Genomic DNA, 20,252 nt, shown 5'->3' with positions numbered 1-20,252 from the left:
CACTCAATAGGCATTAAGAAATGATGATTTCTCAATCCTGCGTGAGTGCCCACACAGATTGTCTGACAAATTGTTAAAGAGCGCTTAAGTCATGCTGACTTAAGGTTCGCTTCGTTGCCGAAGCAGGTGGCGTATTCTAGTGAATTTGCCGCGGTCGTCAAGTCCGTTTTTCAACTTTCTTTCTAACCGTTGTTTTGTTGACCAGGCCGCTCGTTAACCGCGTTGGTTACCTCGCTGTGCCCCGTCGACAGGGAGCGTATTATAGGGAAGGAACTATTCTCCGCAACCCTTAAAAACAAAAAAGCAGCCTAACTGGCGAGCCTTTCACCAGTAGCTGCTTCTTTAAGCGAAGAACGCACAGAACATCAACGAAACCCCTTATTGAGGCAGGTATTGCTCCATGGTTTTGCGTACTGCGGGATTATCCCAGTCAATAAAGCTGCGAACGAAACCGACCAGATTGCCTTCACTATCTAAGATGAAGGTCGCTGGGATCAGATCGGTCGGGAGGATCTTGCCGATCTGATTACTGGTATCAAACCAGGTTTCCATATCGGTGATCCCAAGCTCTGCCAAGAAAGGCTGAACCACACTGATATCCCGATCAATAGAGATAGGGGCGACTTGCAAACCTTTAGCCTCAAAGTCCTGGCGGAACCGCTCCAATGAAGGCAACTCACGGATACAAGGCGGACACCAAGTCGCCCACAGGTTCAGCATCACAGGTTGACCACGAAACTGCGACAGATCGAACGATGCCCCATCGGGCCCTAAGATCTGCACCGTTTCCAGTGCTTGCGGACGCGACAGATGAATAAAGCGCTCTAACGCTGGATCACTGCTCGCCCCAGGAAAGGCATTGGCGCTGCTCATCAGCAGCGCCAACATCGCAACAAAGAACTGTTTCATCCGTTACGCTTATCTTGATCCAACAATTTGGCCAAACGCTCTTTGTCTTGTTGGGAAACCTCAACCTGACCCGCCGCTTCCGCACGCTGACGGCGAGCAAACGCAACAGCGATGGCGCCACCGGCGATCAGGAACAAGACCGGGCCGAGCCACAAGATATAGGTGCGAGGATCAAACGCTGGGCGATAACGAACAAAATCACCGTAACGATCGGTAAAGTAAGTCACGATCTCCGCGTTACTTTTGCCCTCTTCCACCATCTCATAGACCTGCAAGCGCATATCCAGAGCGATCGGAGAGTTTGAGTCGTGCAGATTCTGGTTTTGACACTGAGGACAACGCAACTCGGCAGCCAATGCGATGCCACGCGCACGCGACTCCGCATCGCTAAACTCATAGGTGTCGATCGGTGCAGCCTGAACCCAGGCCGCCATCATCAGTGCCGTAACGGCCGCAAGTAACTTCTTCATTAGGACTTACCCTCTGCTGCGGCTTCCGCTCGGATCTGCTCGATCAGTGGTCTAAAGTCACGCGCCCAAACCTGCGGCTCCAATACACCGGCAAATCGATGACGAACGATGCCGTTGTGATCAACCACGTAGGTTTCTGGTGCGCCATAGACCCCCATATCAAACGCCAATGAGCCTTCCGGATCAAAGATGTTCTTGTGGTACGGATCGCCACTGTTGGCCAAGTAACGGATGGCCGGCTGGCGTTCATCCCGGTAGTTCACCCCATAGATCTTGATCTCGCCGCGGCGCTTCAATTGATTCAAGAATGGGTGTTCGTATTTACACGAAGGGCACCAGGTCGCCCAGATGTTGATCAGGTAAACCTCACCTTCGAGATCTTCATGAGTCCAACGTTTGCTGGCGTCTTCCAAAGACTCCAGCTCAAACGCCGGTACTGGCTTACCAACCAGTACCGATTCCAGCTTTGAGGGGTCAAGGAACAACCCCTTAAACAGGAACAGACTCAATACCGCAAAGATACCTAGCGGAATAAAGAGTACTGCACGCTTCATTTATGCTCCTTCAATTAAGCGTTAGCCAGCTTCGCTTTGTTCGCGTCAGCGGCGGTCTTTCGTTTTTTGGCGCGCTTATCCGTTGCCGCTACACCGGCGCCGAACATCATGAAGATGGAGCCGATCCAGATCCAGCGAACACCCGGCTTGTAGTTCAAGCGTACGGCGTAGTGCTGGCTGTCCAACGGATCACCCATGGTGACGTACAGATCGCGCGTAAAGCCCCAGTCGATCCCGGCTTCCGTCATGTCCATGGTACGAACATTGTATTGACGGCGATCCGGATACAAGGTGGTGACGTATTTGTTGCCCTTGGCGACGGTAACCACACCCTGCTCAGCGGTGTAGTTCGGCCCCTGTACCATCTGGGTGCGCTCATAGGTGAAGGTGTAGCCAGCCAGATCGTGGCTAATGCCCGGGCCCATGCGCACAGAACGCTCATCATCATAGTTGGAGACCACGGTGGCACCAATGATGGACATCACAATACCGGCGTGCGCCAGCTGCATGCCGATATAACTGCGACTGATCCGACGCTTAGTGAAAGAGCCATCCGCATCGCGGGTTTGACGCAACAGGTCTAGCACCAAGCATCCAGCTACCCAGAAGGCGGTGAACAGGCCGAAGAAAACCCAAGCGTTCATGCGGCCGGCGATAAGCAACGGCAGCGCGATGGCGGCGATCAAGGCAACGATCGCAGACGGCAGCAATTTCTTAAGCTCACCCTCTTTCGAGTTCTTCCAGCGAATGAAAGGACCGATCCCCATAAACACGAACATCACCAGCACGATCGGCACAAACACCGTATTAAAGTACGGAGGTCCAACAGAGATCTGACCCAGGCCCAAGGCGTCACCCAGCAGTGGGTACAGGGTGCCCAGCAGTACGGAACCTGTGGCCACAACCAACAGCACGTTACACGCCATCAGCATGGTTTCTTTCGACAGCAAGTTGAAACGAGCCGGCGAGGCCATCTCGGTTGCACGCAGGGCAAACAAGGTCAGTGAGCCGCCAATGGTGAGACCAAGCAGGATCAGAATAAACAAGCCACGGGACGGATCGGCCGCAAACGAGTGCACCGAGGTCAGCACCCCAGAGCGCACCAGGAAGGTGCCCAACAGGCTCAAGGAGAAGGTGAAGATCGCCAGCAAGATGGTCCAGTTACGGAAGGTGCCGCGCTTCTCGGTCACGATCAATGAGTGCAGCAGCGCTGTGCCCACCAACCAAGGCATGAAGGAAGCATTTTCCACCGGATCCCAGAACCACCAACCGCCCCAGCCAAGCTCGTAGTAAGCCCACCAGGAGCCCAGCGCGATACCAGCAGTCAGAAACGACCACGCGGCGAGGGTCCACGGACGGGACCAACGGGCCCAGGCAGAATCCAAACGACCACTCATCAGTGCTGCGATGGCAAACGCGAAGGAAACAGAGAAGCCAACGTAACCCAAGTACAACAGTGGCGGGTGGAAGATCAGACCCACATCCTGCAGCATCGGGTTCAGATCGCGCCCTTCTGCCGGCATCGGAAAGATGCGCTCAAACGGGCTGGAGGTAAACAGCATGAACAGGGCAAAGCCCACAATCACCATCCCCAACACCGCCAGAACCCGCGCGGTAAAGGCCTCTTCCAGCCCACGACTGAAGAAGGCAACAGCAGCAGCCCAAACGGAGATAGAGAAGGTCCAGAACAGCAGAGAACCTTCGTGGCCCCCCCAGATCGCCGCGATCTTAAAGTAGATCGGCAATAAGCTGTTGGAGTTGTTCGCAACATAAGCGACAGAGAAATCGTTGGTTGCGAATGCATAGCCCAAGCAGACTACGGCGATCGCCATAAATAGGCACATACCGTATGCTAGGGGACGTGCGAAACTCACTAGGTAGGCATCCTTGCGCGCTACGCCGAGCAGGGGCACGACGGCGATCAAAGCTGCAAAAGCCAAACCGATAATGAGCGAGTAATGTCCAAGTTCCGGAACCATTAGCTTACCTCAGAGGAAAATAACCACACGGGCACAAAAAAGTTAACACCGTGAATGGATGTCATTGCCGCCATTTTAGGCAGTATTACCCGCATTGTCTGCCGTCTTGTATCGCTTTTTCCACTGCAGTGTTCAGCAGCGGGTCAAGCGTCACAAAAGCGGTACACGCCAAAATGGCGCAGACGCAGGTCGGCTATTGGATACCGCATTCAGCAAAAAGTTTCCCACCTCCGACCGATAAGCCACTGAACTGTGATGATTCCCCCAATCCGTCCTGATAACTCAACTCTACTTTTGCTTAACACTGTTCAAGCCTTGCACTTGCCGTATAATCCATCTCCATCTGGACCAACTCCCGGCGGTCGCTTAAGGCGAAAAACGGCTGAGTTGATTGTCACCGCGACCCACCATCAGAGATTGCTATGACGACTTTTTGGATCGGTATTGCCACCCTAACTATTCTGGCACTGGCCCTTATTTGGCTGCCTTTCTGGCGCCGCAACATGGTTGCCCAAGCAGCCACCGACGCGCAAAAGCGCAAAGAGACCAACCTAAATCTGTTCAATGAACGGCTGCAGGAGCTGGATGCTGAGCTCGCTGAGCAACGCATCAACTCGCAAGAGCATGAGCAACTAAAGCAAGAGCTGCAGATGAACTTGCTGCAAAACGTCGAGCAGGAAGACGACGTGTTGGCCGGCCGTAAGGCCAACGTTGCTTGGCCAGCTGTCATGAGCGCCATTCTGGTCGTTGTGGCTGGCTATACCTATTACGATCTCGGTCGCTACAGCGAGTGGAACGCGCCACAAGTCGCCGCTCAAGCCGATCCGCACGCAGGCATGGACCCGCAACAACTGATGGCCATGCGCTTACGTCAGATGGAGATGCACGTCGAGCAAAACCCGACAGACAGCCAAGCCTGGTTCTCACTCGGTCATGCCTATATCTCTAACAGCCAATACCAGCAAGGCATCGAGGCCTTTGATCGCGTCATGGCACTGGTTGGTGAACATGCGGAGCTGTTAGGCCCGAAGGCGACCGCCATGTACTACCTGGCCGATCAAACCATCACGCCGGAGATCCAGGTCGTAGTAGACAAAGCCTTGGCCGATGATGATAAGGATCCTTCAACCCGCTTGTTGCTGGGAATGGATGCCTTCTTCAAGGCGAACTACGAGGATGCCATTGGCCACTGGGAGATGATCCTGACCAGCCCGCGCACCGACGTGGATCGCGACGCGATCCAGAACGCTATCGCACAAGCCCGAGGCTTCCTGCAGCAAGCCGGCAACTAAGCAGCACCTGCGCACAAAAAAGCCTGGCAAATGCCAGGCTTTTTGCGTTTTTAGCACCACTACTTGGCCATATACTCGATGGCCTTTTTCAGGTCCTCATCGGTACAATCCATACACATGCCACCCGGTGGCATTGCATTCAGACCGGTCTTGACGCTGGCAACCAATGCATCCAGGCCCTTGCCCATTCGAGGCGCCCACGCCTCAGCATCTTTTAACTTTGGTGCGCCAGCGATCCCCATATCATGACAGGTCTTGCAGGCTTTTTGATAAACGGCTTCGCCCTCTTGTGCCATTACATTAGAGGCAATGGTCAAGCTGGCTACCGCAGCAAACGTTACAAGTTTTTTCATTTTGACATTCCAATCCATTGACATTCACACGCTGGGGAACGGGTAAAGTCGCTACGCCAGCCGCAGGAAAACCTTACCACAGACCTCACAAAGTGGCACGCACATTGCGCAAGATCACGTTTTTTTGCGGCATATTTGGAACCTCGACCGCGCCTGATTGTCAGATTTTGCGCTAAGGGGAACCGCACACCTATAGTTAAATCACTCACATCCTGCGATCTTTTTCCCAGCAATCCGGTTCAGCGCACCGGAAATGCGACCGATGGCAACGTCACAATACTCCGCTGTGATAATATCCGCCCTATCGATTACCGCCAATTGAGTCAAGAGGACACGGTGACAGAGCAAAACCCCAAACCGCTGCTGCAGGCACAAGCACTGACCTGCATTCGCGAAGAGCGGATCCTGTTCGATGAGCTCAGTTTCGATGTGGGCCCAGGCGATATCCTTCAGATCGAAGGCCCTAACGGCGCGGGCAAAACCAGTCTCCTGCGGATCTTGGCCGGCCTATCACGCCCCTATAGCGGTCGCGTCTGCTTCAATGATCGAGCCATCGAAGACGTCCGCGACGAGTACCATGAAGCCCTGCTCTATCTTGGCCACCTACCGGGGGTCAAATCCGAACTCAGCGCCGAAGAGAACCTCGACTTCAACCTGAAAATCACCGGCTTCAATGATGCGCCGATCGAACAGATCCTAGCGAAAGTCAATTTGGCCGGTTTTGAGGATCACCCCGCCGGCCACCTATCGGCCGGTCAACATCGTCGCATTGCCCTAGCCCGCCTATGGCATACCGATGCCAAGATCTGGATCGTCGATGAGCCGCTGACGGCGATCGACAAAAAAGGCGTCGCCGAGCTGGAGCAGTTATTCCTCGACCATGCCGATCGCGGTGGCTGCGTGATCCTAACCACGCACCAAGATCTGCAGTTGGTCGGCGACCGACTGAAGAAACTGCGCCTGCAGTACCACTTTACTGAGGAGGCCTGAACTATGCGTCAGATCAGCTATTATCAGGCTTTTTCCAGCGTCCTGCGCCGCGATCTTCAGATCGCATTTCGCCACCGGGGCGATATCTTTAACCCGCTAATGTTCTTCGTCATGGTGGTCACCCTGTTCCCATTGGGGATCGGCCCAGAGCCCAACACCTTGACCCGGATCGCCCCCGGGATCATCTGGGTGGCTGCGCTGCTCTCCGCTATGCTGTCACTTGAACGCCTGTTCAAGTCTGATTACAACGACGGCTCGCTCGAACAGATGATGCTCAGCCCTCAACCGCTGTCGCTGATGGTGCTGGCGAAGGTCCTAGCCCACTGGCTGGTCACCGGCTTGCCCCTGATCTTTATCGCGCCACTACTGGCCGTATTACTGCATCTGGATGAAAACAGCTACGGCGCCTTGATGGCGACCTTGGCGATCGGCACCCCGATCCTCTCCCTGATCGGCGCCATCGGCGTCGCTCTGACCGTTGGCCTGCCAAAAGGCGGCGTTCTATTGAGTCTACTGATCCTACCGCTGTATATTCCGGTACTGATCTTCGCCACCAGCGCAATCGACGCAGCCTCAATGAACATGCCCTTTGGTGGACATCTTGCTATTCTGGCCGCATTGTTGATCGGGTCACTGGTGCTTGCACCGGTTGCGATCAGCGCATCATTACGAGTGAGTACAAACTGATATGTGGAAATGGTTACACCCTTATGCCCAACCTGAACGGGCCTATCACTTAGCCGGCAGCCTGTTTCCCTGGTTTGCCGTCTTGGCTATCGCCTTGATCTCCATCGGCACTATCTGGGGCCTGGGATTTGCTCCGACGGATTACCAGCAAGGTCACTCCTACCGGATCATCTTCCTGCACGTGCCTTCCGCATCCATGTCGATGTCGGCCTACATGGCCATGGCGATCTGTGCCTTTATTGGCTTGGTTTGGCAGATCAAACTGGCTGATATCGCCGCAGCCGCCATTGCACCTATCGGAGCCGTGCTGACCGTGATCGCTTTGATCACCGGTGCCGCCTGGGGTAAGCCCATGTGGGGTGCTTGGTGGGTATGGGACGCGCGCCTGACCTCAGAGTTGGTGCTGCTGTTTCTTTACTTGGGCGTTATCGCGCTCTATGCCTCGTTTGAAGACAAGGTCATGGCCGCAAAGGCCGCCGGGATCCTGGCGGTTGTCGGCGTGATCAACCTGCCGATCATCAAGTATTCCGTTGAGTGGTGGAACACCCTGCACCAGCCCAATGCCATTACCGTAGGTAAAAGCAATAGCATGCCGCCGGAGATGTTGATCCCACTGTTGTTGAATATCTTTGGCTTCGCCATGATGATCGCCGCATTGAGCATCTTGCGTTTTCGGGCGGAAGTACTGGCCCGTAACAGCATGCGCCCTTGGGTCCGCGCCATGGTTGCTGAGGAGACTAAAGCATGAATTTAACCTTTCAATTTGCCTCTTTAAGCGAATTTATTGATATGGGTGGCTACGCTTTCTATGTGTGGTTATCCTACGGCAGCGCCGCTATCGCCTTTGCCGCCTTGACCTACAACTCAGTGCGCAAGCGCAAAGCGGTGCTTGCTGACATCGCCAAAAAACAAGCTCGCGAGAGCCGACTACGCCAACATAGGAGTCAAACTCAATGAACCCACGTCGCAAAAAGCGCCTGCTATTCGCATCCGCCTTGGTGGGGGGTGTCGCTGCTATTGCTACCTTGCTGCTGTTTGCACTGAACTCCAACCTGGATCTGTTCTTTACGCCAACCGAGGTTGTTGAAGGCCGTGAAGACTCCGGCCTGATGCCAGAAGTGGGCCAGCGGATCCGAGTCGGTGGCATGGTCGTTGAAGGCACCGTTGAGCGTGATCCAACCAGCCTCAAGATCGCTTTCCAAGTCGCCGATACCGGTCCGGCCATCACCGTGCTGTATGACGGCATGCTGCCAGATCTGTTCCGTGAAGGTCAGGGGATCGTCGCTCAGGGTACCTTGATCGAGCCGACCGTTCTGGAAGCCAGCGAGGTCTTGGCCAAGCACGACGAGAACTACATGTCGCCAGAGATCGCCGAAGCCATGGGCCAAACCCATGAGCCGATGCAATACGACGACGCTCAAACCGGCGGCGGCTACTGATCCCAAGCAGCTCGCTAAAAACCTCCCAACTGGGAGGTTTTTTTGTGCTCGCTGTCAGTGAGGTTAAGGGTGACTCCGCAGAAACTGCCCCAATCGTATCGCCAACGCCAAGATCGTCAGTGTCGCATTGGCATTACCACCGGTCGGGAATACCGAACTGCTGCACAGATACAGATTGGATTGCGAGAACACCTTTAAGTTGGCATCCACCACGCCAGATCGGGGATCGTCGGCCATCCTAGTCGCGCCCATCGGATGAGAGGAATCTTGGAAAAAATACTCGCCGTCCGGCCCCTTAAAGGTCAGATCTGAGGTGTCGAAGCCAGCCTCAGCGAACTGCTCAGAAATAAGCGCATGAAAGCGCTCGATGTTTTCATGGTCCTCGGCCGTTAACTGCCAGGCCATACGCAGAAGCGGAACCCCAAGCGGATCGGTTTCATCACTCAAGGTGATGCGGCTTTCCGGGTTGGGGTGCTGCTCGATCTTGGTAATGAACGTCATCCGTTCAAAACGCTGCTTCGAGATCAGATCCTCGATTCCCACTCGTAAACGCACCGGCGTAGCACGCCAGACTCTTCGCAGGATCCGCACCGCACGGTTGCGACTGCCACTTTGGGTGCCATTGCCAGCGGTTCGCGAGCGTTGTTCGACATCCGTTGTCGCCACTGTCAGCGTATCCGGCATGGCCTTTGCCATGACCGGCTGAACGAGGGCAGATCGGCGCGGCCTGAGCCAACGCAACGCCTTCAGAGCGAGTCGCTCAACATCAAACGATGCCGCACCGATGAACAGATTGTGATTGGCGATCCGCTGAGCTTGCTGCAGCGCAGGGGCCAGGGTAAAGCCCGATTTGGCGCCATAGCGGCCGAGAGAGATCTGGCGCAATACGCCTGCACGATTGCTGTTAGGCGTAACGATCACCGAGCTGCGCAAACGCGGATGATCCATGAAATACCGCCCCACGACATCATACTCATTGCCCACCCCTCGGGCGGAGCGACACCGAGAGTTCAATAATAATCGCGGCGTTTCCAGCCCTCCCGCACACACCACAAAACGCTTGGCTCGCAATGTCGCACGATGGCGGCCACACAGGCTGCTGACAGCTGCAGCCTCGATCCGTCCCCCTTGCTCAGACTCAATCAACTCCGTAGCCGTCGCCTCGCTCAGGCACAGCAACCGTGACGACGACAGTACCGGACGATAGAGCTGCTGACACAGAGGTTCAACCTGCATCTTCAAGCTAATAAAGGGCTTAGGGGAGAACGTTGCTGGTGGGATCCCGAAGCGACGGATCTCTTGCATCATCTGCTCAGGCAAGCCATCAAACCAGCTCTGGTGGGCCGAGATCCCCAGTAGGCTCGCAGCCTCCTGGTACCAGGGCCTCATCGTCTCAGCATCGATAGGCCAGCCACTGTTAGGGATCCACTCTCGCTTCTCGAAATCGATGGGATCTAATGGGGCAACGGTGCCTTGCCACATATGCAGCGTTCCGCCTATCGCGCGGCAACGGGATTCCTCCAGATCGTAATAGATCCCGCGGTTCTCGCCCTTATTGAGTCGCTGCGCGCTTTTGTTTGGCGTAAATCGCCCTGATTCAATCAAGCAGATCCGGATCTCATCCGACAAAAACTGGTGAGCCAAGGCCAATCCTGCTGGCCCAGAGCCAATGATGCAAAGATCGAACTCCTGCTCCAAAGGCATCGCTTTCGCTAAGGTACAGTGCATAACACACTCAAATGAGCTTCAGGGTACAGGCAAGCGTAGTCAATCAAACACACTACGTTTGGGGACTTTTGGAAAGATACACCTTAACCCTAAGCTAGGAATGCCAGGAAGGTCAGGAAGGTCAGGAGGGTCAGGAAGGTCAGGAAGGTCAGAAAGGTCAGGAAGGTCAGGAAGGTCAGGAAGGTCAGGAAGGTCAGGAAGGTCAGGAAGGTCACATTACACGCCAAGCGAAGAACAGTAATCGACCGCACCATTTCGCCAGACTGCCGTCAAACACATCATTCGGGTAAATGACAGGCACAAAAAAGGCCCCCCGAAGGGAGCCCTTTTCTAAGTGAATCAATTACTCAGCCGTAGCTTCAGCAACTTCTTCACCCTCTGGACGACCAACCAGCTCGATGAAAGCCATCGGCGCGTTGTCACCAGTACGGAAGCCACATTTCAGGATGCGAGTGTAACCACCCGGACGCTCCTGGTAACGTGGACCCAGTTCGTTAAACAGCTTACCCACGATCTCTTTATCGCGAGTACGTGCGAATGCCAGGCGGCGGTTCGCTACGCTGTCAGTTTTAGCCAGAGTAATCAGTGGCTCAACTACACGGCGCAGTTCTTTGGCCTTAGGCAGAGTCGTCTTGATAACTTCGTGGCGAACCAGAGAACCAGCCATGTTACGGAACATAGCTTGGCGATGGCTGCTGTTACGGTTAAGTTGACGACCGCTCTTGCGATGGCGCATGACCTTATCCTTCTAACCTAAATCTCAAACAGATCTGGTTACATGTTGTCGACTAGGGAGGCCGGTGGCCAGTTCTCAAGGCGCATGCCCAGAGACAGACCACGACTAGCCAATACGTCTTTAATCTCAGTCAGAGACTTCTTACCCAAGTTAGGAGTCTTCAACAACTCAACTTCGGTACGCTGAACCAGATCACCAATATAGTGAATGGCTTCAGCTTTAAGACAGTTAGCCGAACGAACAGTAAGTTCCAGATCGTCGACAGGACGCAGCAGAATCGGATCGAATTCCGGCTTCTCTTCTTTCTCTTCTGGCTCACTGACATCACGCAGGTCCACGAAGGCTTCCAACTGCTCGGCCAAAATAGTGGCAGAGCGACGGATAGCTTCTTCTGGGTCCAGAGTGCCATCGGTGTGCATGTCGATGATCAGCTTGTCCAGGTCGGTACGCTGTTCAACACGCGCAGCTTCAACATTGTAAGCAATGCGAACTACAGGGCTGAAAGACGAATCAACCAACAGACGGCCAATTGGGCGCTCATCATCTTCAACTTGTGCACGAGCAGAAGCAGGCATGTAACCACGACCCAGTTCTACTTTAATGCGCATGTTGATGTCGGCATCGGAGCCAGTCAGAGTGCAGATCAGGTGATCGGGATTAACGATCTCCACGTCACCATCATGGGTGATATCTGCTGCAGTGACAGGGCCCGCACCGGACTTGTTCAGAGTCAGAGTTGCCTCATCTTTGCCTTCCAGCTTGACCGCCAAACCTTTCAGGTTCAGCAAGATCTCGAGAACGTCTTCTTGAACGCCCTCTTTGCTGCTGTACTCGTGCAGAACACCGTCGATTTCAACTTCGGTGACGGCACAGCCCGGCATGGAAGAGAGCAGGATGCGACGAAGAGCGTTGCCCAGAGTGTGGCCAAAACCACGCTCGAGTGGCTCGAGAGTCACTTTAGCGCGATTCGCACTAACCTGATCAATGTCGACAAGTCGTGGCTTTAGAAATTCGGTAACAGAACCCTGCATTTTGTCCTCTCTTAACGGTTAGCTTTACTTAGAGTAAAGCTCTACGATCAGCTGTTCGTTGATATCAGCAGACAGATCGCTACGCTCTGGCAGGCGCTTGAAAGTGCCTTCCATCTTAGCTGCGTCTACTTCAACCCAAGTCGGCTTCTCGCGTTGTCCAGCAACTTCCAGCGCACCTTTGATGCGGGCCTGCTTCTGGGACTTCTCGCGAACGGCGATAACGTCGTCCTGCGAAACACGGAAGGACGGGATGTTAACAACACGACCGTTAACCTTGATGGCCTTGTGGCTTACCAGCTGACGTGCTTCGGCGCGAGTGGCACCAAAACCCATGCGGTAAACTACGTTGTCCAAACGGCTCTCCAGCAACTGAAGCAGGTTTTCACCTGTGTTGCCTTTGATACGAGCCGCGTCTTTATAGTAGTTCCGGAATTGTTTTTCCAGAACGCCATAGATGCGACGGACTTTTTGCTTTTCGCGCAACTGAACGCCGTAGTCGGACAGACGAGCGCGACGAGCGCCGTGTTGACCAGGTACGGTGTCAATTTTACATTTAGAATCGATCGCTCGAACGCCGCTTTTCAGGAACAGATCTGTACCTTCGCGACGGCTCAGTTTGAGCTTAGGACCCAAATATCTTGCCATGTTCTTTCTCCAACTTACCTAGGGTTATACGCGACGCTTTTTAGGCGGGCGACAACCGTTGTGCGGGATCGGAGTCACATCAGTGATGTTGGTGATGCGGAAACCCGCAGCATTCAACGCACGAATGGAAGATTCACGACCCGGACCCGGACCTTTCACTTCGACTTCCAGGTTCTTCAGGCCGTACTCTTTTGCGACTTCGGCGCAACGCTCGGCAGCAACCTGTGCAGCGAACGGAGTAGACTTACGAGAACCACGGAAACCAGAACCACCAGCGGTGGCCCATGCCAGAGCGTTGCCCTGACGGTCAGTGATAGTCACGATAGTGTTGTTGAAGGAAGCATGAACGTGTGCAATCCCGTCTGCGACCTGCTTGCGTACCTTTTTACGAGTACGAGAAGGAGCTTTAGCCATTGGTTAATTCCCCTTACTTCTTAATCGGCTTACGCGGACCTTTACGGGTGCGCGCGTTAGTCTTGGTACGCTGACCACGAACTGGCAAGTTACGACGGTGGCGCAAGCCACGGAAGCAACCCAGATCCATCAGACGCTTGATGTTCATTGAAACTTCACGACGCAGGTCACCTTCTACAGTGAACTGAGCGACGGCGTCACGCACCTTATCGATGGTGGACTCGTCGAGGTCTTTGAATTTCACATCTTCAGCAATGCCAGAGTTCACGCAAATTTCTTTAGCGCGAGTTTGGCCGATGCCGAAAATGGCGGTCAGAGCAACTACCGCATGTTTATGCTCGGGAATGTTAATGCCAGCGATACGGGCCACTATAGCACTCCTCAATTCCGGTGGTTTACTGGGAAAAGCCCGGTAGGATACTCAACAGCAAACCAATTTGCAACAACACAGGGGCTGACCCTTAGGTCAGCCCTGTGCACTCGGTGGGTTTAATCGACGAATCGATTAACCCTGACGCTGCTTGTGCTTCGGCTCAGAGCAGATAACACGAACAACGCCGTTACGTTTAATCACCTTACAGTTGCGGCACATAGCCTTAACTGATGCACGAACTTTCATTTTGATACTCCGTGAATGGCGCCCTTAGCGGCCATAGCCTTTAAGGTTGGCCTTTTTCAGGACAGAATCATACTGAGAAGACATCAGATGAGTCTGAACCTGGGCCATAAAGTCCATGATAACCACTACCATAATCAATAGCGAGGTTCCACCGAAGTAGAACGGCACATTGGTAGTGAGCATCATAAACTCAGGAACCAGACAGATGAAAGTGATATAAGCCGCGCCGACCAGAGTCAGACGGGTCATCACTTTATCAATGTAGCGGGCAGTTTGCTCGCCCGGACGAATCCCGGGGATGAATGCGCCACTCTTCTTAAGATTGTCTGCTGTTTCACGCGGGTTAAACACCAACGCAGTATAGAAGAAACAGAAGAAAACAATCGCCACAGCATAAATCATCACATACAGCGGCTGCCCTGGGGACAATGCCAGAGAAATATCTGACAGGATACCACCTTGGCTCTTATCGAACCACTGGGCCAGCGTTCCTGGAAACAGGATAATACTGGATGCGAAGATCGGCGGGATAACGCCAGCCATGTTCACTTTCAATGGTAAATGGGTGCTTTGTGCAGCAAACACTTTACGACCTTGCTGACGCTTGGCGTAGTTTACCACAATGCGGCGTTGACCGCGCTCCATAAATACCACGAATGCAGTGATCAGACCAACAATCGCCACCAAACCGAGTAACAAGAGTAAGTGCAACTCACCTTGACGCGCTTGCTCTGCCGTTTGACCAATCGCGGATGGCAGACCAGCAACAATACCTGTAAAGATCAGGATAGAGATGCCGTTACCAATACCGCGCTCAGTGATCTGTTCACCCAGCCACATTAGGAACATAGTGCCGGTCACCAAGCTTACGATAGCTACAAAGTAGAAACCGAAGCCTGGATTCACTACCAACCCTGGGATCATGCTCGGGAGACCCGTAGCAATACCAATGGATTGGAAGAAGGCCAGCCCTAAAGTGCCATAGCGAGTCCACTGGTTAATCTTACGACGACCAGTTTCACCCTCTTTTTTCCACTCTGCCAAAGTGGGATGTACGACTGTCAGCAACTGCATGATAATCGATGCCGAAATGTACGGCATAATCCCTAGGGCAAAGACGGAGGCACGTTCCAAGGCACCACCGGAGAACATGTTAAACATTTCTACGATGGTACCTTGCTGCTGTTTGAACAGCTCGGCAAGCACTGCGGCGTCAATACCAGGAATTGGTACGAAAGAACCCGCTCGGAACACCACAATGGCTCCGAGAACAAACAATAGGCGCGCTTTCAACTCCGAAAGGCCCCCTTTCGCACTTTTTAATTCAAGTCCTGGCTTAGCCATTGCGTACTTTCCCGTTACTCTTCGATTTTGCCGCCCGCAGCCTCAATGGCTTCACGAGCACCCTTGGTCACTTTCAGACCTGAGATGGTTACTGGGCGCTCGATCTTACCCGAAAGGACAACTTTCGCAAACTGAATGTTTGCAGAAATGATGCCTGCGTCTTTCAAGGTAGCCAAATTAACTACGTCACCTTCAACTTTAGCCACTTCGTGCAGACGGATTTCGGTAGAAACCAGTGCTTTACGAGAAGTGAAACCAAATTTTGGCAGACGCTGTTTCAAAGGCATCTGACCGCCTTCGAAGCCTGGACGAACGCCGCCGCCGGAGCGGGACTTCTGACCTTTGTGGCCACGGCCACCGGTTTTACCCAGGCCAGAACCGATACCACGACCTACACGCTTAGCGGCAGTCTTGGCACCCGGAGCTGGAGACAAAGTATTCAAACGCATATCTTAGTCCTCCACCTTAACCATGTAGTAAACCTTGTTTACCATGCCGCGAACGGAAGGGGTATCTTCCAGCTCAACGGTGTGGCCGATCTTACGCAGACCCAGACCTACCAGAGTAGCGCGGTGCTTCGGCAGACGACCGATAGCGCTCTTGGTTTGAGTAACCTTAATAGTTTTAGCCATGTCAGATTACCCCCGGATTTCGTCAGCACGCAGACCACGCTTTGCAGCGATTTGCTCAGGCGACTTGATAGCAGTCAGAGCGTCTACGGTAGAACGAACTACGTTGATCGGGTTGGTAGAACCGTATGCTTTACACAAAACGTTGTGTACGCCGGCTACTTCCAGCACAGCACGCATAGCACCACCAGCAATAATACCGGTACCTTCAGACGCAGGCTGCATGTACACCTTGGAGCCAGAATGGCGACCCTTTACAGGGTGGTGCAGAGTGCCGTTGTTCAGAGTAACGGTTTGCATGTTACGACGCGCTTTTTCCATCGCTTTTTGGATGGCGGCTGGTACTTCACGGGCTTTGCCGTAACCAAAACCGATGCGGCCGTTACCGTCACCAACTACAGTCAGTGCGGTAAAGCTAAAGATGCGACCACCTTTAACTACTTTAGAAACACGGTTTACTGCAATCAATTTCTCTTGCAGGTCACCGGCTTGATTCTCATGATTCGCCATGATCCACTCCCAACTTAGAACTGGAGGCCAGCGTCACGAGCTGCGTCAGCCAGAGCTGCTACGCGACCGTGATACTTAAAGCCACTGCGATCGAAGGCCAAAGACTTAATGCCTTTTTCCAGAGCGCGCTCAGCAACCGCTTTACCAACGGCCTTAGCGGCGTCGATGTTACCGGTGCCTTTCAACTGCTCAGCAATTGCCTTCTCAACGGTAGAGGCAGCAACCACTACGTTAGCGTCGGCAGTGATAACCTGGGCGTAGATGTGGCGCGGAGTACGGAACACGACCAGACGAGTCGCGCCCATTTCCTGAATTTTCTTGCGTGCGCGCAGAGCGCGACGCAGACGAGCTGCATTCTTGTCCATCGTATTACCTTACTTCTTCTTGGCCTCTTTACGACGCACGTTTTCATCAGCGTAACGTACACCCTTGCCTTTGTACGGCTCAGGTTTACGGTATGCGCGGATGTTCGCGGCCGCCTGACCAACAGACTGCTTGTCTGCGCCAGTGAGGACGATTTCAGTTTGGCTCGGGCACTCGGCCTTCACACCTTCAGGCAGAACGTATTCTACCGGGTGGGAGAAGCCCAGAGTCAGATTGACAGAGTTACCTTTAACATTTGCACGGTAACCAACACCGTTCAACTGCAGCTTCTTGGTGAAGCCTTCAGTAACACCTACAACCATGTTGTTTACCAGAGCGCGAGCAGTACCAGCTTGAGCCCATGCGTTGGCTGCGCCTTCGCGTGGACCAAAGGTCACATTACTCTCTTCTTTGGCAACAACTACTGCACCGTGAATTTCACGGGTCAGAGTACCCTTACCACCTTTAACGGTGATCTCCTGGCCGTTCAGAGTTACCTCTACACCGGCAGGGATAGCGACAGGAGCTTTAGCTACTCGAGACATAGTATTACTCCTTACGCTACGTAGCAGATGATCTCACCGCCCATACCCTGAGAACGGGCGGCACGGTCAGTCATCACACCTTTAGAGGTGGATACGATAGCAATACCCAGACCACCCATTACACGTGGCAGCTCATCTTTTTTCTTATAGATGCGCAGGCCTGGGCGGCTGGCACGCTCGATGGATTCAACCACCGGCTTACCTTGGAAGTACTTCAGAGTCACTTCCAGAGTCGGTTTAACGTCACCGGAGACGGCCAAATCGGCAATGTAACCTTCTGCTTTCAGAACGTTAGCAATAGCCACTTTCAGCTTAGAGGACGGCATGGTCACTGCAACTTTGTTAGCTGCTTGGCCGTTGCGGATGCGCGTCAGCATATCCGCGATCGGATCTTGCATGCTCATATTCGCTTACTCCCGAATGCTTACCAAGAGGCCTTTTTCAGGCCAGGAACTTCACCGCGCATAGTGGCTTCACGCAGCTTGATACGGCTCAGGCCGAACTTGCGCAGGAAGCCGTGCGGGCGACCAGTGATTGCACAGCGGTTACGCTGGCGAGATGCACTGGAATCACGCGGAAGTTGTTGCAGTTTCAAGACCGCAGCCCAACGCTCTTCTTCAGAGGCGTTGACGTCCTTGATGATAGCCTTCAGCGCGGCACGCTTTTCAGCGTACTTTGCTACCAGCTTGGCGCGCTTTACATCGCGAGCCTTCATGGATTGTTTAGCCATAACCCTACACCTTACTTGCGGAACGGGAAGTTGAAGGCAGCCAGCAGAGCACGACCTTCTTCGTCGGTATTCGCAGAAGTGGTAATGGTGATATCCATACCGCGAATCTTATCGATCTTGTCGTAATCGATTTCCGGGAAGATGATTTGCTCACGAACGCCCATGGAATAGTTACCACGGCCATCGAACGCTTTCGGGTTCAGGCCACGGAAATCACGGATACGAGGAACCGCGATAGATACCAGACGCTCGAAGAACTCCCACATACGCTCGCCGCGCAGGGTTACTTTACAACCAATCGGGTAACCTTCACGGATCTTAAAGCCAGCAACAGATTTGCGAGCTTTAGTGATCAGGGGCTTCTGACCGGAAACAGCTGCCATATCAGCTACGGCATGTTCCAGCACCTTTTTGTCCGCTACGGCTTCACCGACACCCATGTTTAGGGTGATCTTGTCAATCCGAGGGACTTGCATGATGCTGGTGTAGCCGAACTGTTTCATCAGTTCTTTTACTACAGCTTCTTTGTAGTAATCATGCAGTTTCGCCATCGTAAACTCCAATTACTTAACAATTTCGTCGTTGGACTTGAAGAAACGGACTTTTTTGCCGTCTTCAATCCGGAAACCCACACGGTCAGCCTTGCCAGTAGCAGGGTTGAACAGTGCCACGTTAGAGGCGTGGATTGGGGCTTCTTTCTCAACGATGCCACCTTGAACTCCCAGCTGGGGGTTCGGCTTCTGGTGTTTCTTCACCAGGTTAACGCCTTCGACGATAACCTTACCAGTAGTCAGAACTTGGGAAACCTTACCGCGTTTACCCTTGTCTTTACCTGCCAGTACGATTACTTCGTCATTGCGACGGATTTTTGCTGCCATGGTTCGCTCCTTACAGTACTTCAGGCGCCAGGGACACGATCTTCATAAACTGCTCAGTACGCAGTTCGCGAGTCACAGGGCCAAAGATACGAGTGCCGATCGGCTGGTTGCTTGCGTTCAGCAAGACCGCAGCGTTACGGTCGAAGCGAATGACAGAACCGTCAGGACGACGTACGCCCTTCTTGGTGCGCACTACCACCGCGTTAAATACATCACCTTTCTTCGCTTTACCGCGAGGAATAGATTCCTTTACAGAAACCTTAATGATGTCGCCGATGCCGGCGTAACGACGGTGGGAGCCACCCAAGACCTTAATACACTGCACGCTACGTGCGCCGGAGTTATCGGCAACGTCCAGCACAGATTGCATTTGGATCATTTCAGTGCTCCGCTATTTTACTTCAAATGCCCTTACGGGCGAGTTGGCTGCCTCAAAAAGGCGCGCAATTATAACCCACCCTTTTCCAAAAAGGGAAGATAAAAAATAACCGGCCCGGGCAAGCCCGAGCCGGTTACTCTTAATCGTAGTTGAAAACCCTAACTAAATTAGGCTTTTTCTACTACGTTAACCAGAGTCCAAGACTTGGTCTTAGACAGTGGACGACACTCGCGGATCTCAACGAGATCGCCAATGCCACACTGGTTGGTTTCGTCATGGGCGTGCAACTTTGTTGTACGCTTCATGAACTTACCGTAGATCGGGTGCTTTACTTTGCGCTCGATGGCTACGGTGATGGACTTGTCCATCTTGTCGCTGATAACACGACCCTGAAGAGTACGAATTTTATCAGTCATTACGCACCTGCCTTCTGAGTAAGAACGGTTTTAACACGCGCAATGTTGCGGCGTACCTTCTTCATTTCGTGAGTCGCTTTCAGCTGACCAGTTGCGTTCTGCATACGCAGGTTGAACTGTTCGCGAAGCAGATTAATCAGCTCGGCATTCAGTTCTTCAACGCTTTTTTCACGCAGATCTTGTGCTTTCATCACATCACCTTACGAGTTACAAAGGTGGTCTGTACAGGCAGCTTGGCGGCAGCCAGAGAGAAAGCTTCACGAGCCAGCTCTTCGGACACACCTTCCATTTCGTACAGGACACGACCCGGTTGGATCTGTGCTACCCAGTACTCAACGTTACCTTTACCTTTACCTTGACGCACTTCAAGCGGCTTAGCAGTGATTGGCTTATCTGGGAACACACGGATCCAGATTTTGCCTTGACGCTTAATCGCACGAGTCATGGCACGACGTGCAGCTTCGATTTGACGCGCAGTCATACGACCACGAGTGGTCGCTTTCAGACCGAAAGAGCCAAAGGATACCTTGTCACCAGTGGTGGCTACACCACGGTTACGGCCTTTGTGCATCTTACGGAACTTCATACGTTTAGGTTGCAGCATCTCGGTTC

The 20,252-nt window shown here is 53.3% G+C and carries 33 protein-coding genes; 6 read left to right on the top strand and 27 right to left on the bottom strand.

Going from position 1 to position 20,252, the window contains the following annotated elements:
• Positions 1 to 378 precede the first annotated feature (378 nt).
• Genes ABEA08_RS13155 through ABEA08_RS13140 form a run of 4 tightly spaced genes read right to left on the bottom strand, consistent with a single transcriptional unit; the run spans position 379 to position 3,912 of the window.
• A complete protein-coding gene (locus ABEA08_RS13155) occupies positions 379 to 909 on the bottom strand; it encodes a TlpA disulfide reductase family protein (protein ID WP_345335784.1) in 531 nt (176 codons plus the stop codon).
• Entirely contained in the window at positions 906 to 1,379 is a 474-nt protein-coding gene (locus tag ABEA08_RS13150) for a cytochrome c-type biogenesis protein (protein ID WP_345335783.1), read from the bottom strand. The genes ABEA08_RS13155 and ABEA08_RS13150 overlap by 4 nt, the downstream gene beginning before the upstream one ends.
• Entirely contained in the window at positions 1,379 to 1,933 is a 555-nt protein-coding gene (locus tag ABEA08_RS13145) for a DsbE family thiol:disulfide interchange protein (RefSeq protein ID WP_345335782.1), read from the bottom strand. The genes ABEA08_RS13150 and ABEA08_RS13145 overlap by 1 nt, the downstream gene beginning before the upstream one ends.
• 14 nt (positions 1,934 to 1,947) lie before the next feature.
• A complete protein-coding gene (locus tag ABEA08_RS13140) occupies positions 1,948 to 3,912 on the bottom strand; it encodes a heme lyase CcmF/NrfE family subunit (RefSeq protein WP_345335781.1) in 1,965 nt (654 codons plus the stop codon).
• 422 nt (positions 3,913 to 4,334) lie between these two features.
• Between ABEA08_RS13140 and ccmI the strand changes: the two genes are divergently transcribed.
• Positions 4,335 to 5,204 carry a c-type cytochrome biogenesis protein CcmI gene (gene ccmI / locus ABEA08_RS13135; RefSeq protein ID WP_345335780.1) on the top strand — a complete coding sequence of 290 codons (870 nt, stop codon included), beginning with the start codon at positions 4,335 to 4,337 and terminating at the stop codon, positions 5,202 to 5,204.
• Positions 5,205 to 5,263: 59 nt separating this feature from the next.
• Here the strand turns inward: ccmI and ABEA08_RS13130 are convergent, their stop codons facing one another.
• Positions 5,264 to 5,557, bottom strand: coding sequence for a c-type cytochrome (locus tag ABEA08_RS13130; RefSeq protein ID WP_345335785.1), 294 nt, complete (start codon positions 5,555 to 5,557; stop codon positions 5,264 to 5,266).
• Positions 5,558 to 5,893: 336 nt separating this feature from the next.
• Here ABEA08_RS13130 and ccmA point away from each other — a divergent pair, with 336 nt between their 5' ends.
• The 5 genes from ccmA to ccmE are packed head-to-tail and all read left to right on the top strand — an operon-like array spanning position 5,894 to position 8,673.
• Positions 5,894 to 6,547: a cytochrome c biogenesis heme-transporting ATPase CcmA gene (gene ccmA, locus ABEA08_RS13125; protein WP_345335779.1), complete on the top strand. Its 654-nt coding sequence runs from the start codon at positions 5,894 to 5,896 to the stop codon at positions 6,545 to 6,547.
• Between the two features lie 3 nt (positions 6,548 to 6,550).
• Entirely contained in the window at positions 6,551 to 7,234 is a 684-nt protein-coding gene (ccmB, locus tag ABEA08_RS13120) for a heme exporter protein CcmB (protein WP_345335778.1), read from the top strand.
• Position 7,235: 1 nt separating this feature from the next.
• Positions 7,236 to 7,982, top strand: coding sequence for a heme ABC transporter permease (locus tag ABEA08_RS13115; RefSeq protein WP_345335777.1), 747 nt, complete (start codon positions 7,236 to 7,238; stop codon positions 7,980 to 7,982).
• The gene (ccmD, locus tag ABEA08_RS13110; protein WP_345335776.1) at positions 7,979 to 8,191 is read left to right on the top strand and encodes a heme exporter protein CcmD; all 213 of its coding nucleotides are present in this window, start codon (positions 7,979 to 7,981) and stop codon (positions 8,189 to 8,191) included. The genes ABEA08_RS13115 and ccmD overlap by 4 nt, the downstream gene beginning before the upstream one ends.
• The gene (gene ccmE, locus ABEA08_RS13105) at positions 8,188 to 8,673 is read left to right on the top strand and encodes a cytochrome c maturation protein CcmE (protein WP_345335775.1); all 486 of its coding nucleotides are present in this window, start codon (positions 8,188 to 8,190) and stop codon (positions 8,671 to 8,673) included. The genes ccmD and ccmE overlap by 4 nt, the downstream gene beginning before the upstream one ends.
• 63 nt (positions 8,674 to 8,736) lie before the next feature.
• Here the strand turns inward: ccmE and ABEA08_RS13100 are convergent, their stop codons facing one another.
• The 22 genes from ABEA08_RS13100 to rplP all read right to left on the bottom strand — a co-directional run bounded on the left by ABEA08_RS13100 (position 8,737) and on the right by rplP (position 20,244).
• Entirely contained in the window at positions 8,737 to 10,401 is a 1,665-nt protein-coding gene (locus tag ABEA08_RS13100) for a GMC oxidoreductase (RefSeq protein WP_345335774.1), read from the bottom strand.
• Positions 10,402 to 10,490: 89 nt separating this feature from the next.
• The gene (locus ABEA08_RS13095) at positions 10,491 to 10,652 is read right to left on the bottom strand and encodes a hypothetical protein (protein ID WP_345335773.1); all 162 of its coding nucleotides are present in this window, start codon (positions 10,650 to 10,652) and stop codon (positions 10,491 to 10,493) included.
• A 92-nt stretch (positions 10,653 to 10,744) separates the two neighbouring features.
• Complete coding sequence (gene rplQ, locus ABEA08_RS13090; RefSeq protein ID WP_345335772.1) at positions 10,745 to 11,137, bottom strand: 50S ribosomal protein L17; 393 nt, start codon at positions 11,135 to 11,137, stop codon at positions 10,745 to 10,747.
• 38 nt (positions 11,138 to 11,175) lie between these two features.
• Entirely contained in the window at positions 11,176 to 12,168 is a 993-nt protein-coding gene (locus ABEA08_RS13085; protein ID WP_345335771.1) for a DNA-directed RNA polymerase subunit alpha, read from the bottom strand.
• Between the two features lie 24 nt (positions 12,169 to 12,192).
• Positions 12,193 to 12,813, bottom strand: coding sequence for a 30S ribosomal protein S4 (rpsD, locus tag ABEA08_RS13080; protein WP_345335770.1), 621 nt, complete (start codon positions 12,811 to 12,813; stop codon positions 12,193 to 12,195).
• Between the two features lie 24 nt (positions 12,814 to 12,837).
• Entirely contained in the window at positions 12,838 to 13,227 is a 390-nt protein-coding gene (gene rpsK, locus ABEA08_RS13075; RefSeq protein ID WP_067665737.1) for a 30S ribosomal protein S11, read from the bottom strand.
• Between the two features lie 13 nt (positions 13,228 to 13,240).
• Positions 13,241 to 13,597, bottom strand: coding sequence for a 30S ribosomal protein S13 (gene rpsM / locus ABEA08_RS13070; RefSeq protein WP_345335769.1), 357 nt, complete (start codon positions 13,595 to 13,597; stop codon positions 13,241 to 13,243).
• 135 nt (positions 13,598 to 13,732) lie between these two features.
• Positions 13,733 to 13,846 carry a 50S ribosomal protein L36 gene (gene rpmJ, locus ABEA08_RS13065; protein WP_073326189.1) on the bottom strand — a complete coding sequence of 38 codons (114 nt, stop codon included), beginning with the start codon at positions 13,844 to 13,846 and terminating at the stop codon, positions 13,733 to 13,735.
• A gap of 24 nt (positions 13,847 to 13,870) precedes the next feature.
• Entirely contained in the window at positions 13,871 to 15,190 is a 1,320-nt protein-coding gene (gene secY / locus ABEA08_RS13060; RefSeq protein WP_345335768.1) for a preprotein translocase subunit SecY, read from the bottom strand.
• 14 nt (positions 15,191 to 15,204) lie between these two features.
• The gene (gene rplO / locus ABEA08_RS13055; RefSeq protein ID WP_345335767.1) at positions 15,205 to 15,639 is read right to left on the bottom strand and encodes a 50S ribosomal protein L15; all 435 of its coding nucleotides are present in this window, start codon (positions 15,637 to 15,639) and stop codon (positions 15,205 to 15,207) included.
• 3 nt (positions 15,640 to 15,642) lie between these two features.
• A complete protein-coding gene (rpmD, locus tag ABEA08_RS13050; RefSeq protein WP_028115040.1) occupies positions 15,643 to 15,822 on the bottom strand; it encodes a 50S ribosomal protein L30 in 180 nt (59 codons plus the stop codon).
• A 6-nt stretch (positions 15,823 to 15,828) separates the two neighbouring features.
• On the bottom strand, positions 15,829 to 16,329 hold the full coding sequence (gene rpsE, locus ABEA08_RS13045) for a 30S ribosomal protein S5 (RefSeq protein ID WP_345335766.1): 501 nt from the start codon (positions 16,327 to 16,329) through the stop codon (positions 15,829 to 15,831).
• A 14-nt stretch (positions 16,330 to 16,343) separates the two neighbouring features.
• Positions 16,344 to 16,694, bottom strand: a complete 351-nt coding sequence (rplR, locus tag ABEA08_RS13040) for a 50S ribosomal protein L18 (RefSeq protein WP_345335765.1) — start codon at positions 16,692 to 16,694, stop codon at positions 16,344 to 16,346.
• 9 nt (positions 16,695 to 16,703) lie between these two features.
• Positions 16,704 to 17,237, bottom strand: coding sequence for a 50S ribosomal protein L6 (gene rplF, locus ABEA08_RS13035; protein ID WP_345335764.1), 534 nt, complete (start codon positions 17,235 to 17,237; stop codon positions 16,704 to 16,706).
• Positions 17,238 to 17,248: 11 nt separating this feature from the next.
• Positions 17,249 to 17,641, bottom strand: coding sequence for a 30S ribosomal protein S8 (rpsH, locus tag ABEA08_RS13030; RefSeq protein WP_345335763.1), 393 nt, complete (start codon positions 17,639 to 17,641; stop codon positions 17,249 to 17,251).
• Between the two features lie 20 nt (positions 17,642 to 17,661).
• Positions 17,662 to 17,967, bottom strand: coding sequence for a 30S ribosomal protein S14 (rpsN, locus tag ABEA08_RS13025; RefSeq protein ID WP_345335762.1), 306 nt, complete (start codon positions 17,965 to 17,967; stop codon positions 17,662 to 17,664).
• A gap of 11 nt (positions 17,968 to 17,978) precedes the next feature.
• Positions 17,979 to 18,518 carry a 50S ribosomal protein L5 gene (gene rplE / locus ABEA08_RS13020; protein ID WP_345335761.1) on the bottom strand — a complete coding sequence of 180 codons (540 nt, stop codon included), beginning with the start codon at positions 18,516 to 18,518 and terminating at the stop codon, positions 17,979 to 17,981.
• A 12-nt stretch (positions 18,519 to 18,530) separates the two neighbouring features.
• On the bottom strand, positions 18,531 to 18,845 hold the full coding sequence (gene rplX / locus ABEA08_RS13015; protein ID WP_067665769.1) for a 50S ribosomal protein L24: 315 nt from the start codon (positions 18,843 to 18,845) through the stop codon (positions 18,531 to 18,533).
• 10 nt (positions 18,846 to 18,855) lie between these two features.
• Positions 18,856 to 19,224, bottom strand: coding sequence for a 50S ribosomal protein L14 (gene rplN / locus ABEA08_RS13010; RefSeq protein ID WP_345335760.1), 369 nt, complete (start codon positions 19,222 to 19,224; stop codon positions 18,856 to 18,858).
• A gap of 167 nt (positions 19,225 to 19,391) precedes the next feature.
• Positions 19,392 to 19,640, bottom strand: coding sequence for a 30S ribosomal protein S17 (gene rpsQ, locus ABEA08_RS13005; protein ID WP_345335759.1), 249 nt, complete (start codon positions 19,638 to 19,640; stop codon positions 19,392 to 19,394).
• Complete coding sequence (gene rpmC, locus ABEA08_RS13000) at positions 19,640 to 19,831, bottom strand: 50S ribosomal protein L29 (RefSeq protein WP_345335758.1); 192 nt, start codon at positions 19,829 to 19,831, stop codon at positions 19,640 to 19,642. Before rpmC ends, rpsQ begins: the two co-directional genes overlap by 1 nt.
• Positions 19,831 to 20,244 (bottom strand): 50S ribosomal protein L16, encoded by a 414-nt coding sequence (gene rplP, locus ABEA08_RS12995; protein ID WP_345335757.1) that lies wholly within the window; start codon positions 20,242 to 20,244, stop codon positions 19,831 to 19,833. The genes rpmC and rplP overlap by 1 nt, the downstream gene beginning before the upstream one ends.
• Positions 20,245 to 20,252: the final 8 nt, after the last annotated feature.

Origin of the sequence: Ferrimonas pelagia, from assembly GCF_039543565.1 — a bacterium.
GTDB classification, from domain to species: Bacteria; Pseudomonadota; Gammaproteobacteria; order Enterobacterales; family Shewanellaceae; genus Ferrimonas; species Ferrimonas pelagia.
This window is presented reverse-complemented; position numbering and strand designations above follow the sequence as displayed.

Bases quoted from the DNA above. Each gene is read 5' to 3' on its own strand.
- ABEA08_RS13115 (WP_345335777.1), top strand. From the start codon at position 7,236: ATGTGGAAATGGTTACACCCTTATGCCCAACCTGAACGGGCCTATCAC.
- rpsQ (WP_345335759.1), bottom strand. From the start codon at position 19,640: ATGACTGATAAAATTCGTACTCTTCAGGGTCGTGTTATCAGCGACAAG.
- ABEA08_RS13100 (WP_345335774.1), bottom strand. From the start codon at position 10,401: ATGCACTGTACCTTAGCGAAAGCGATGCCTTTGGAGCAGGAGTTCGAT.
- rpsE (WP_345335766.1), bottom strand. From the start codon at position 16,329: ATGGCGAATCATGAGAATCAAGCCGGTGACCTGCAAGAGAAATTGATT.
- ABEA08_RS13155 (WP_345335784.1), bottom strand. From the start codon at position 909: ATGAAACAGTTCTTTGTTGCGATGTTGGCGCTGCTGATGAGCAGCGCC.
- rplF (WP_345335764.1), bottom strand. From the start codon at position 17,237: ATGTCTCGAGTAGCTAAAGCTCCTGTCGCTATCCCTGCCGGTGTAGAG.
- rpmD (WP_028115040.1), bottom strand. From the start codon at position 15,822: ATGGCTAAAACTATTAAGGTTACTCAAACCAAGAGCGCTATCGGTCGT.
- rpsD (WP_345335770.1), bottom strand. From the start codon at position 12,813: ATGGCAAGATATTTGGGTCCTAAGCTCAAACTGAGCCGTCGCGAAGGT.
- rpsN (WP_345335762.1), bottom strand. From the start codon at position 17,967: ATGGCTAAACAATCCATGAAGGCTCGCGATGTAAAGCGCGCCAAGCTG.
- rpmC (WP_345335758.1), bottom strand. From the start codon at position 19,831: ATGAAAGCACAAGATCTGCGTGAAAAAAGCGTTGAAGAACTGAATGCC.
- rplO (WP_345335767.1), bottom strand. From the start codon at position 15,639: ATGCGTTTGAATACTTTGTCTCCAGCTCCGGGTGCCAAGACTGCCGCT.
- rplN (WP_345335760.1), bottom strand. From the start codon at position 19,224: ATGATCCAAATGCAATCTGTGCTGGACGTTGCCGATAACTCCGGCGCA.
- ABEA08_RS13130 (WP_345335785.1), bottom strand. From the start codon at position 5,557: ATGAAAAAACTTGTAACGTTTGCTGCGGTAGCCAGCTTGACCATTGCC.
- ABEA08_RS13150 (WP_345335783.1), bottom strand. From the start codon at position 1,379: ATGAAGAAGTTACTTGCGGCCGTTACGGCACTGATGATGGCGGCCTGG.
- rplQ (WP_345335772.1), bottom strand. From the start codon at position 11,137: ATGCGCCATCGCAAGAGCGGTCGTCAACTTAACCGTAACAGCAGCCAT.
- rplR (WP_345335765.1), bottom strand. From the start codon at position 16,694: ATGGACAAGAATGCAGCTCGTCTGCGTCGCGCTCTGCGCGCACGCAAG.
- ABEA08_RS13085 (WP_345335771.1), bottom strand. From the start codon at position 12,168: ATGCAGGGTTCTGTTACCGAATTTCTAAAGCCACGACTTGTCGACATT.
- ABEA08_RS13140 (WP_345335781.1), bottom strand. From the start codon at position 3,912: ATGGTTCCGGAACTTGGACATTACTCGCTCATTATCGGTTTGGCTTTT.
- rpsH (WP_345335763.1), bottom strand. From the start codon at position 17,641: ATGAGCATGCAAGATCCGATCGCGGATATGCTGACGCGCATCCGCAAC.
- ABEA08_RS13145 (WP_345335782.1), bottom strand. From the start codon at position 1,933: ATGAAGCGTGCAGTACTCTTTATTCCGCTAGGTATCTTTGCGGTATTG.
- ccmD (WP_345335776.1), top strand. From the start codon at position 7,979: ATGAATTTAACCTTTCAATTTGCCTCTTTAAGCGAATTTATTGATATG.
- rplP (WP_345335757.1), bottom strand. From the start codon at position 20,244: ATGCTGCAACCTAAACGTATGAAGTTCCGTAAGATGCACAAAGGCCGT.
- secY (WP_345335768.1), bottom strand. From the start codon at position 15,190: ATGGCTAAGCCAGGACTTGAATTAAAAAGTGCGAAAGGGGGCCTTTCG.
- rplE (WP_345335761.1), bottom strand. From the start codon at position 18,518: ATGGCGAAACTGCATGATTACTACAAAGAAGCTGTAGTAAAAGAACTG.
- ccmB (WP_345335778.1), top strand. From the start codon at position 6,551: ATGCGTCAGATCAGCTATTATCAGGCTTTTTCCAGCGTCCTGCGCCGC.
- rplX (WP_067665769.1), bottom strand. From the start codon at position 18,845: ATGGCAGCAAAAATCCGTCGCAATGACGAAGTAATCGTACTGGCAGGT.
- rpsK (WP_067665737.1), bottom strand. From the start codon at position 13,227: ATGGCTAAAGCTCCTTCTCGTACTCGTAAAAAGGTACGCAAGCAGGTC.
- rpmJ (WP_073326189.1), bottom strand. From the start codon at position 13,846: ATGAAAGTTCGTGCATCAGTTAAGGCTATGTGCCGCAACTGTAAGGTG.
- ccmE (WP_345335775.1), top strand. From the start codon at position 8,188: ATGAACCCACGTCGCAAAAAGCGCCTGCTATTCGCATCCGCCTTGGTG.
- ccmI (WP_345335780.1), top strand. From the start codon at position 4,335: ATGACGACTTTTTGGATCGGTATTGCCACCCTAACTATTCTGGCACTG.